The 2,560-nt window shown below is 55.5% G+C and carries 1 rRNA gene; it reads right to left on the reverse strand.

Going from position 1 to position 2,560, the window contains the following annotated elements:
• Window positions 1-44: 44 nt before the first annotated feature.
• Window positions 45-2,560 (reverse strand): 23S ribosomal RNA (locus BH95_RS00525); the annotation flags it as partial.

The following is a 2,560-nucleotide window of genomic DNA, read 5'->3' on the forward strand; positions in this document are numbered from 1 at the left end:
TCGTGTGTTGTTTCAGATATTGCACAGTGGACGCGTAGCTTCTTTGTGGTAAGTCCTCGGCCTATTAGTACCAGTCACCTGCATGCATTACTGCACTTCCAGTTCTGGCCTATCAACCCGGTGGTCTGCCGGGGGCCTTACCCCCACAAAGGGGGTGAGAAACCTCATCTTGGAACAGGCTTCCCGCTTAGATGCTTTCAGCGGTTATCCCTTCCGAACGTAGCTAACCAGCGGTGCTCCTGGTGGAACAACTGGCACACCAGAGGTTCGTCCGTCCCGGTCCTCTCGTACTAGGGACAGCCTTCCTCAAGTTTCTGACGCGCGCGGCGGATAGAGACCGAACTGTCTCACGACGTTCTAAACCCAGCTCGCGTGCCGCTTTAATGGGCGAACAGCCCAACCCTTGGGACCTACTCCAGCCCCAGGATGCGACGAGCCGACATCGAGGTGCCAAACCATCCCGTCGATATGGACTCTTGGGGAAGATCAGCCTGTTATCCCCGGGGTACCTTTTATCCGTTGAGCGACACCGCTTCCACATGCCGGTGCCGGATCACTAGTCCCGACTTTCGTCCCTGCTCGACCTGTCAGTCTCACAGTCAAGCTCCCTTGTGCACTTGCACTCGACACCTGATTGCCAACCAGGCTGAGGGAACCTTTGGGCGCCTCCGTTACATTTTGGGAGGCAACCGCCCCAGTTAAACTACCCACCAGGCACTGTCCCTGAACCAGATCATGGTCCGAGGTTGAGGTATCCAATACGATCAGAGTGGTATTTCAACAACGACTCCACAGTAACTGGCGTCACCGCTTCACAGTCTCCCACCTATCCTACACAAACCGAACCGAACACCAATACCAAGCTATAGTGAAGGTCCCGGGGTCTTTTCGTCCTGCCGCGCGTAACGAGCATCTTTACTCGTAATGCAATTTCGCCGAGTCTATGGTTGAGACAGCTGAGAAGTCGTTACGCCATTCGTGCAGGTCGGAACTTACCCGACAAGGAATTTCGCTACCTTAGGATGGTTATAGTTACCACCGCCGTTTACTGGGGCTTAAATTCTCAGCTTCACCACACAAGTGCAGTTGACCGGTCCTCTTAACCTTCCAGCACCGGGCAGGCGTCAGTCCGTATACATCGTCTTACGACTTCGCACGGACCTGTGTTTTTAGTAAACAGTCGCTTCTCACTGGTCTCTGCGACCCCACCCAGCTCACACCGCAAGGATGATCACCGGACGAGGTCCCCCTTCTCCCGAAGTTACGGGGGCATTTTGCCGAGTTCCTTAACCATAGTTATCTCGATCGCCTCAGTATTCTCTACCTGACCACCTGTGTCGGTTTGGGGTACGGGCCGTGTGAAAGCTCGCTAGAGGCTTTTCTCGGCAGCATAGGATCACTGAATTCGCCTCAATCGGCTACGCATCACCTCTCAGGCTTGTATGAGACACGGATTTGCCTATGTCTCGCCCTACAGGCTTACACCAGTATTACCACTGACTGGCTCAGCTACCTTCCTGCGTCACCCCATCGCTTGGCTACTACCAGATCAGGTCCCACGCATCCACCCAGCGCATCACTCTCGAAAGAGATCCGTCACCGGGATTCAGGGCGGTTAGTATCACTGATTCACCAGGGGCGCGTTCACACGGGTACGGGAATATCAACCCGTTGTCCATCGGCTACGCCTGTCGGCCTCGTCTTAGGTCCCGACTCACCCTGGGCGGATTAACCTGGCCCAGGAACCCTTGGTCATTCGGCGGACGAGTTTCTCACTCGTCTTTCGCTACTCATGCCTGCATTCTCACTCGCACAGCCTCCACACCTAGGTCACCCCGATGCTTCCACGGCTGCACGACGCTCCCCTACCCACCCACACACCTGGCACCATCCCCGTAGGAACGATGCGGGCTGTTGTGTGAGTGCCGCAGCTTCGGTGGTGTACTTGAGCCCCGCTACATTGTCGGCGCAGGATCACTTGACCAGTGAGCTATTACGCACTCTTTCAAGGGTGGCTGCTTCTAAGCCAACCTCCTGGTTGTCTTCGCGACCCCACATCCTTTTCCACTTAGTACACGCTTAGGGACCTTAGCTGGCGATCTGGGCTGTTTCCCTCTCGACTACGAACCTTATCGCCCGCAGTCTCACTGCCACGCTCTCACTCACCGGCATTCGGAGTTTGGCTGATTTCGGTAAGCCGGTAAGCCCCCTAGACCATCCAGTAGCTCTACCTCCGATGAGAAACACGTGACGCTGCACCTAAATGCATTTCGGGGAGAACCAGCTATCACGGAGTTTGATTGGCCTTTCACCCCTACCCACAACTCATCCCCTCAGTTTTCAACCTAAGTGGGTTCGGTCCTCCACGACGTCTTACCGTCGCTTCAACCTGGCCATGGGTAGATCACTCCGCTTCGGGTCTAGAACACGCCACTACACACCAAACGGTGATACGCCCTATTCGGACTCGCTTTCGCTACGGCTACCCCACACGGGTTAACCTCGCGACATGCCACTAACTCGCAGGCTCATTCTTCAAAAGGCACGCCATCACCAGCCA

Source organism: Rhodococcoides fascians A44A, from assembly GCF_000760735.1.
GTDB lineage: Bacteria > Actinomycetota > Actinomycetes > Mycobacteriales > Mycobacteriaceae > Rhodococcoides > Rhodococcoides fascians_E.